An 8470-nucleotide genomic window follows, 5' to 3' on the forward strand; every position below is an offset into this window, starting at 1 on the left:
CAAGAAAATATGGCATTTACCTAAATTATTTAAACGTGAAACAGAAACCGAAGATACTAAAGGCTTCCTTTCATTAGTGGATAAATTTACCCAACGTCGTAACGAAATGGATGATCAACATGAGCCAACAAGAGCTCAATCTAACAAGCCGGTTAAAACGCCAATCCATATTAAACAAGCAGTCGAGAAACCGCAGGTTGTAGAAAAGAAACGTAGCTTCTTTAGTCGCAAGCCTAAACCCGCTGAAGATATTGCGGTTTCAGACATTGATGACCAACAGTTTGATAGTGACGATCGTCAAGAACCGTCAATACAATTTGATCATGAAGACACGCCATTTGCGCCTTGGGTCACGACAAAAGACGACGTTGACTTCAATCTTGACGACGACAATGATGACCTCGATATTACTCAGAGTATGAATCACTCTGATAGCGATGAACCATTTGAGGAAGCTTTTGCCAAACCTCATTCAAAGGGGGCATTAGTTGCACAACAAAAACCGAAAAAAGAAGCCAGAATTGTTGACGGTGTAGTGGTAATCGATGGTCAAACCACGCAACAAGCTCGCCAGAAAATGGATCCTTTACCAAGCATTACCTTGCTTGATGTGCCTGATCGCAAGAAAAACCCTATTAGTGAAGCCGAACTTCAGCAAGTCGCTCGATTAGTTGAAGCAAAGCTGGCGGATTTTAATATTATCGCCAACGTTGTTGGCGTGTATCCTGGACCGGTGATTACTCGCTTTGAGCTTGAATTAGCCCCTGGGGTTAAAGCCTCTAAAATTACCAATCTTTCGAAAGACTTAGCCCGCTCATTATTATCTGAAAACGTGCGTGTCGTTGAAGTGATTCCTGGTAAAGCTTATGTCGGTTTAGAGTTGCCAAATAAATTCCGTGAAACCGTATTTATGCGTGATGTGCTCGATTCTGCCGCTTTTAAAGACAGCAAATCAACATTATCTATGGTGCTGGGTCAAGACATCGCCGGTGAACCTGTTGTGGTTGATTTAGGTAAAATGCCTCATCTATTGGTTGCCGGTACGACAGGTTCTGGTAAGTCTGTGGGTGTGAACGCGATGATCACCAGCTTACTGTATAAATCAGGCCCGGATGATGTTCGCTTTATTATGATTGACCCTAAAATGCTAGAATTATCTGTGTATGAGGGGATCCCACATTTACTCTGTGAAGTGGTTACCGACATGAAAGAAGCTGCTAATGCATTGCGTTGGTGTGTCGGTGAAATGGAGCGACGTTATAAATTAATGTCGGCATTAGGGGTTCGTAATCTTAAAGGTTACAACATCAAAATTAAAGATGCTGCCGCCAAAGGGGAGTACATTCCCGATCCATTATGGAAGTCATCAGAAAGTATGTTAGATGATGCGCCGCCGCTTGAAAAGCTACCATCTATCGTGGTGGTGGTTGATGAATTTGCTGACATGATTATGATTGTTGGTAAAAAAGTTGAAGAGTTAATTGCCCGTATTGCTCAAAAAGCTCGTGCTGCAGGGATCCACTTAATATTGGCGACTCAGCGGCCATCGGTTGATGTGATCACTGGTTTGATTAAAGCTAACATTCCAACCCGTATTGCGTTTCAAGTGTCATCACGTATTGATTCTCGTACCATTCTTGATCAGCAAGGCGCAGAAACCTTATTAGGTATGGGGGATATGCTGTATCTTCCACCTGGTACCGGTTTACCTAATCGTGTTCATGGAGCGTTTATTGATGATCATGAAGTTCATAAAGTGGTTGCCGATTGGTGTGCTCGAGGCAAACCGCAATACATTGACGACATTCTTAACGGCGCCACCGATGGCGAGCAAGTATTGTTACCCGGTGAAACATCAGACAGTGAAGAAGAGTTAGATGCGTTATATGATGATGCCGTTGCGTTTGTTACCGAAACGCGCCGTGGCTCTATTTCTAGCGTACAGCGTAAATTTAAAATTGGTTATAACCGTGCCGCCCGTATTATTGAAATGATGGAAAGCCAAGGTATTGTGACAGCTCAAGGTCATAATGGTAATCGTGAAGTATTGGCTCCACCGCCACCGAGATCATAATAGGAATGATAATGAATAAACGTTTTGCTGTATTGAGCCTATTATTAACCACCAGCGTAACTTGCTTTGCCGCGATGGCCGATAACGCCACTGAGCTAAGAGCAAAACTGTCTAACATTGATAGTTTGCATGCGACATTTTCCCAGCAAGTTACCGACATTAATAATAAACCAATCCAAACTGGCAGCGGTGTATTTGCCCTGGCATATCCCAATCAATTTTACTGGCATTTAACTCAGCCAGATGAATCTTTGATTGTGGCCGATGGCGCTAATTTATGGATTTATAACCCCTTTGCTGAAGAAGTAACCGTAATGGATGTTGCTCAAGCGGTTGATGCATCGCCGATGGCTTTGTTAGTGCATCGAGATGAAGCCACATGGGCTAAATATTCAGTCACCAAACGGGTTATTAATGCGACATCTAGCTGTTTTGATATTCAGCCTAAGAAACTCAACAGTAACGTTATTGCTGTTAGTGTATGTTTTGACGCCAAGCAGTTAGTCAAATTTAACTTAACCGACGAGCAAGGTAATTTAAGCCAATTTTCGCTCACTGAGCAGCGCAGCGTAAAAGTAGACGAGACCAATATCTTTAATTTTGCTGTACCTGATAACGTCGATATAGACGATCAACGCTTAAAGCAAGCTCACTAAGAAGTTTATGGCTAATTTAGGTTTTGATTTCGCCCCAGACTTTCGCCCCTTGGCTGCGCGTATGCGCCCAAGGGATATTAGTGAATACATAGGTCAGGCACACTTATTGGGTGAGGGCCAGCCACTGCGTAAGGCGCTAGAGGCAAATCGAGCCCACTCAATGTTACTGTGGGGCCCGCCCGGTACCGGGAAAACCACCTTAGCTGAGCTTATTGCCCATTATGCTAACGCCCATGTTGAGCGTATTTCTGCGGTGACTTCTGGGGTGAAAGAGATCCGTGCGGCGATTGAACAAGCCAAAGCCGTGGCTCAAAGTCGCGGTCAACGTACCTTATTATTTGTCGATGAAGTACACCGTTTTAATAAAAGCCAGCAAGACGCATTTTTACCCTTTATTGAAGATGGCACGGTTATCTTCATTGGTGCTACCACTGAAAACCCCTCATTCGAACTTAATAACGCCTTGTTATCCCGGGCGCGCGTTTACCTTATTAATCGCTTAAGCTCCGATGAAATCAGCTTAATTGTGACTCAAGCTTTAACTGATGTTGAACGTGGTTTAGGCAAACGCCAATTAACATTACCCAGCGCAGTAGCTAAGCAATTAGCCGACATTAGCGAGGGCGATGCACGTAAAGCACTTAATTTAATCGAGTTAATGAGCGATTTAGTTGCAGATGAAAGTGCGTTTACCACCGAGATGCTCACTCAAGTTGCGGGCCATCAAGCTGCGGGTTACGATAAAAATGGCGATCAATTTTACGATTTAATTTCTGCAGTACACAAGTCTGTTCGCGGCTCGGCGCCCGATGCGGCGTTATATTGGTATTGCCGTATTTTAGAAGGTGGTGGCGATGCCTTATATGTTGCTCGTCGTTTATTGGCCATTGCCTCAGAAGACATTGGTAATGCCGATCCTATTGCCATGACAGTTGCACTTAACGCATGGGATTGTTATCACCGTATTGGACCCGCTGAAGGCGAACGCGCAATTGCTCAAGCCGTGTTGTATTTAGCCAGCGCGCCCAAAAGTAACGCCGTTTATAGTGCGTTTAATCAAGCCCGTGAGCTTGCTAAGCAAACTGGACACGAGCCTGTGCCTAATCATCTGCGTAATGCGCCGACAAAATTGATGAAAGAAATCGGTTTTGGTAAAGAATATCGCTATGCTCATAATGAACCAGCGGCCTATGCTGCCGGCGAAAACTACTTCCCTGAATCATTGCAACACAGCCAGTTTTATCAGCCAACGAACAGAGGTTTTGAAAAACGTATTCAAGATAAATTAGTGCAATTGCGTCAGCTTGATCAACAAAGCGAGGACAAACGCTATGACTAATGTGATCTTGGTGGCATTAGGTGGTTCAATTGGTGCAGTTTTACGCTATCTTCTATCAATTTTTATGATCCAGCTATTTGGAAGCAGTTTTCCTTTTGGTACACTGTTAGTCAATCTACTGGGATCGTTTTTAATGGGCGTAGTTTATGCGCTAGGGCAGTTAAGTCATGTTAGCCCTGAAATTAAAGCGCTAGTTGGCATTGGCCTATTGGGAGCATTAACTACATTTTCAACTTTCTCGAATGAAACCTTACTGCTGTTGCAAGAAGGCTTATGGCATAAAGCTATTTTAAATGTGTTGTTGAATGTCACCTTATGTCTATTTATGGTGTATGTAGGTCAACAACTTATATTTTCTCGCGTTTAACTAAAAAGAACTCACAACATGCTAGATCCAAAATTTTTGCGTAATGATCTTGACGTCACCGCCGAGCGTTTAGCCACTCGTGGCTTTATTTTAGAGGTTGATAATTTGACCAAACTTGAAGAAAAGCGTAAATCGCTTCAAGTAGAAACAGAAGACTTACAAGCGTCGCGTAATGCGATCTCCAAGTCGATTGGTCAAGCTAAAGCTCGTGGCGAAGATACCAGTTCCATTATGGCGCAGGTAGGGGATTTAGGTGTGCAGCTTGATGCAAAGAAAGCTGAATTTGCTGAGTTATTACAACAAATCAATAGCATCGCCATGAGCATACCAAACTTGCCTGATGAATCTGTGCCAATTGGTGCCGATGAAAATGACAATGTAGAGGTGCGTCGTTGGGGTACACCTAGAACATTCGATTTTGAAGTGAAAGATCACTTAGATTTAGGTGAAGCTCTCGGTGGATTAGATTTTAAAAGTGCCGTTAAAATTACTGGTTCACGTTTTATTATCATGCGCGGCCAAATCGCCCGTTTAAATCGTGCTTTAGGTCAGTTCATGCTAGACCTACACACCACTGAACATGGCTATAGCGAAACATATGTACCGCTATTGGTTAATGAAGACAGCTTATTAGGTACTGGTCAGCTTCCTAAGTTTGGTGAAGATTTATTTCACACCAAACCAGCAACAGAAGAAGGCCAAGGCTTGTCACTTATCCCGACCGCAGAAGTGCCATTAACTAACTATGTGCGCGACATGATTGTTGATGAAAGTGAGCTACCCATAAAAATGACCGCATTAACGTCATGCTTCAGAAGTGAAGCGGGCTCTTATGGTCGTGACACCCGTGGTTTGATCCGTCAGCATCAATTCGACAAAGTCGAATTAGTGCAAATTGCTCATCCAGACAATTCAATGCATGCGTTAGATGAAATTACCGCACATGCTGAAAAAGTATTGCAGTTATTAAACTTGCCGCATCGCACTATGGTGTTATGTACTGGTGATATGGGCTTTGGTTCAAGTAAAACATTTGATATTGAAGTGTGGTTACCAGCACAAAATACTTACCGTGAAATTTCATCGTGTTCAAACATGAAAGACTTCCAAGCACGCAGAATGCAAGCTCGATACCGTAGCAAGGTAGATAACAAACCCGCGTTATTGCACACTTTAAATGGTTCTGGTTTAGCGGTGGGACGGACATTAGTTGCCGTGCTTGAAAATTATCAGAATCAAGATGGCACTATCACAGTACCTGAGGTATTACGTTCATACATGGGCGGCTTAAGCGTTATTGGCTAGGTTTTCTAATCACTCTGTGCTTATTGCTATGAGCACAGAGTGAGGTAACAACGCATTATATTTGGGCTTACTTCGAGTATTTAAATTGGTGCCACTTTGTTTAAGTTGAGCATTATTGATAAGGATTGGTAAACCAGCAATGGGTTCAAGTCGGCGTGATAATCGTAGGCTTATCTATTTATCAGTTATCTTCTTTTTTATTTTGTTGGTAATTGTTGAACTAGCTCAAGCAGCATTGATAGTGGTAGAAAACATTTTCCCTAAATAACCTTTATCGAGGTTAATTATTTAAAAGCCCGCTTAAGTTATCTTAAGCGGGCTTTTTTGTAGGCTTTAATTAACTATAAACATTTAGCGGGTTTGGGCAGCCCAGCAATTTTGGTTGCTTGCTTAGCCGGGCCCCCAGGAAATAAGGTATACAAATATTTGGAGTTACCTTTATCGGCTCCTAATCGTTGACCGATAGCTTTAACCAGCACACGAATAGCAGGACTGGTTTTGTACTCTAGATAAAAATCACGCACAAAACGGATAACTTCCCAGTGTTGCTCGGTTAACTCAATGTTCTCAGTGGCGGCAATCACAGTTGCCATAGGTTCTTGCCAGTCATTGATATTTTTTAAATAGCCTTGATGATCGGTTTCAATTTGCAGGCCATTAAATTCAAAAAAGTTTACCAAGTTATCACCTTATCGTGTCGCAAAGATTGTTCAACAAATTGTGAATAGTCAATAATATCAAAATCACCCGCAGCTTTATTGGCTAAAATAATCATCAAGCGTTCGGATAACCCCCTAGCGACAACATCATCTTGTAGTACAAACAGTGCAATATTTGCTAAACGCTGTTGCCATTGAGGTTGTAATAAACAATTCACCGCATCGCTAGACAATAAAATACTGTCTTTAGGGTGAATATAGCGCAGGCATGTACTTAAGGCATCGTCACTCATTACTGATGCTTGGATATGATGTAATATCAAAATACTAGCACCTCATCAGCCGCTTGCAGGGTTTGCCTAATCATCTCTGGCGTCGCTACCGTTGCCGCAATACTGAGGTCATTGGGCTGCAATCCTAATGTGTGCATTGATTCAGCGCAAACCAATACGGTATCAATATCGTAAAGAGATAGCGCTTTAAACGCCGACACATAATCTTTCGATCCTGCTTGCTCAGGTGTTTGGCCTGCCAGTAAATGCAATACAGCTTCATTGGTAAACACAATACTCACCTGTTGTTCAAAGCTGGCACTGAGCATAGCAAAATCAAGCCCTTCACGAGTACTCGTGGTGCCTAAAGGTGCATGTCTAAAAATAATCACCAGTGATTTCATTATCTATTCCACAAATATCTTAAAAGCTAATTAATCTGTCTGCTTGTTCAATACCGACCACTAATTCACCTAAGCCGCCCATGGTAAATGCGTCACTGCTATTCCATTGTGGCTTACCATTTTCTGATGCATCTTGTGGTGAGAGTATGCCACGACGCAATGCTGCTGAAACACAATTGGTTAATGGTATTGCGTGTTGCGCTGACAAATTTTGCCAATGTGAGTGCATATCTATTTCATCAGATGCCGGACAAGTAAGGGAATTACTGTTGGTTACGCCATCTTGATAGAAAAAGACATTGATGATTTGATGACCGTTAGCTAATGCGCTTTGGCAAAAAGATAACGCACGAAAGCTGGCTGTTGAGCCATAAACACTTCCGTTTACTTGAATGATGAATTTGCTCATTATAAAAAAAATGACCCTAATGTAGGGTCATTTTAACGTAATTTACCAATGAACTCTATCGACGATTAATCGTCGTTGCCCATACCCAACAAATGTAGCAGGCTCATGAACAAGTTCAAAAAGTCTAAGTACAATGAAATGGTCGCGCGAACATAGTTGGTTTCGCCGCCATTCACGATTCGACTAGTGTCGTAGAGGATGAAACCGGTCATAAGCAATGCAATACCCGCATTCATTGCCATAAATAATACTGAACTACCGACGAAAATATTAATCACTACAGCACCGATCATCACTAACATACCGGCAAATAGGAAACCGCCCATAAATGAGAAGTCTTTTTTGGTGGTTAGTGCATAAGCCGACAGTGATACGAAAATCACTGAGGTTAAGCCTAACGCCTGCATGATAAGCCCTGGGCCGTTCGCCATACCAACATAATGATTTAAAATATAACCGAGTGACGCACCTTGCATACCCGTAAAGGCAAATACCCAAAATATGGCTGCAGCACTATCGGCTTTTTTTAGGGTCACAAATAACAATACTAAGCTACCAAGCGATAAACCTAATGACATCATTGGGCCAAGGTTAATTGCCATGGCTAAACCAGCAGTAACAGCAGAAAATGCCAATGTCATCGCCAGAAGCATGTAGGTGTTTTTTAGCATTTTATTGACATCAGTCGTCGATAGACTGGGTGATATAACTGATTGTTGATTCATTATCGTCTCCAGGTGTTAACTCAATGATTTGCTCAACGAGAAAAAAATCTTTCTCACTCTGAAGCTAAATCCTTTTCTATAGCGTAAGCAATGTACATTAAACAAAAATTAATTCATAACAAACATCATCTTAATAGGCGCTAATTTATCATAAACTATTCGATAAGTAATGTTATTAACAAAAACATATTTTGCATAATCTGTTTAGCTAAGCCATTCTTTTTTCAGTTTTTCAGTGTCACCTAAGTGATCTAATACCC

At 42.0% G+C, this 8470-nt stretch carries 10 protein-coding genes; 5 read left to right on the plus strand and 5 right to left on the minus strand.

The annotated features are described in order from the left end of the window. The 5 genes from H5185_RS19685 to serS all read left to right on the plus strand — a co-directional run. The coding region (locus tag H5185_RS19685) for a DNA translocase FtsK (protein WP_259396263.1) at window positions 1-2074 on the plus strand (2074 nt) is incomplete at its 5' end. 11 nt (window positions 2075-2085) lie between these two features. Further along, complete coding sequence (gene lolA / locus H5185_RS19690) at window positions 2086-2730, plus strand: outer membrane lipoprotein chaperone LolA (RefSeq protein WP_182742937.1); 645 nt, start codon at window positions 2086-2088, stop codon at window positions 2728-2730. Between the two features lie 7 nt (window positions 2731-2737). Next, a complete protein-coding gene (locus tag H5185_RS19695) occupies window positions 2738-4069 on the plus strand; it encodes a replication-associated recombination protein A (RefSeq protein ID WP_182742938.1) in 1332 nt (443 codons plus the stop codon). After that, entirely contained in the window at window positions 4062-4436 is a 375-nt protein-coding gene (gene crcB / locus H5185_RS19700; protein ID WP_124015955.1) for a fluoride efflux transporter CrcB, read from the plus strand. Before H5185_RS19695 ends, crcB begins: the two co-directional genes overlap by 8 nt. Before the next feature lie 18 nt (window positions 4437-4454). Next, the gene (gene serS / locus H5185_RS19705; RefSeq protein WP_182742939.1) at window positions 4455-5741 is read left to right on the plus strand and encodes a serine--tRNA ligase; all 1287 of its coding nucleotides are present in this window, start codon (window positions 4455-4457) and stop codon (window positions 5739-5741) included. Window positions 5742-6082: 341 nt separating this feature from the next. Here the strand turns inward: serS and H5185_RS19710 are convergent, their stop codons facing one another. The 5 genes from H5185_RS19710 to H5185_RS19730 all read right to left on the minus strand — a co-directional run bounded on the left by H5185_RS19710 (window position 6083) and on the right by H5185_RS19730 (window position 8210). Continuing rightward, window positions 6083-6421 carry a TusE/DsrC/DsvC family sulfur relay protein gene (locus H5185_RS19710; RefSeq protein ID WP_124015957.1) on the minus strand — a complete coding sequence of 113 codons (339 nt, stop codon included), beginning with the start codon at window positions 6419-6421 and terminating at the stop codon, window positions 6083-6085. Continuing rightward, window positions 6415-6723: a sulfurtransferase complex subunit TusB gene (gene tusB, locus H5185_RS19715; protein WP_182697190.1), complete on the minus strand. Its 309-nt coding sequence runs from the start codon at window positions 6721-6723 to the stop codon at window positions 6415-6417. Before tusB ends, H5185_RS19710 begins: the two co-directional genes overlap by 7 nt. Then, a complete protein-coding gene (gene tusC / locus H5185_RS19720; protein ID WP_182742940.1) occupies window positions 6720-7076 on the minus strand; it encodes a sulfurtransferase complex subunit TusC in 357 nt (118 codons plus the stop codon). The genes tusB and tusC overlap by 4 nt, the downstream gene beginning before the upstream one ends. A 19-nt stretch (window positions 7077-7095) precedes the next feature. Next, entirely contained in the window at window positions 7096-7485 is a 390-nt protein-coding gene (tusD, locus tag H5185_RS19725) for a sulfurtransferase complex subunit TusD (RefSeq protein WP_182742941.1), read from the minus strand. 65 nt (window positions 7486-7550) lie between these two features. Then, complete coding sequence (locus H5185_RS19730) at window positions 7551-8210, minus strand: Bax inhibitor-1/YccA family protein (RefSeq protein WP_124015961.1); 660 nt, start codon at window positions 8208-8210, stop codon at window positions 7551-7553. Window positions 8211-8470 lie beyond the last annotated feature (260 nt).

The organism is Shewanella sp. SG44-6 (assembly GCF_014164185.1).
GTDB classification, from domain to species: domain Bacteria; phylum Pseudomonadota; class Gammaproteobacteria; order Enterobacterales; family Shewanellaceae; genus Shewanella; species Shewanella vesiculosa.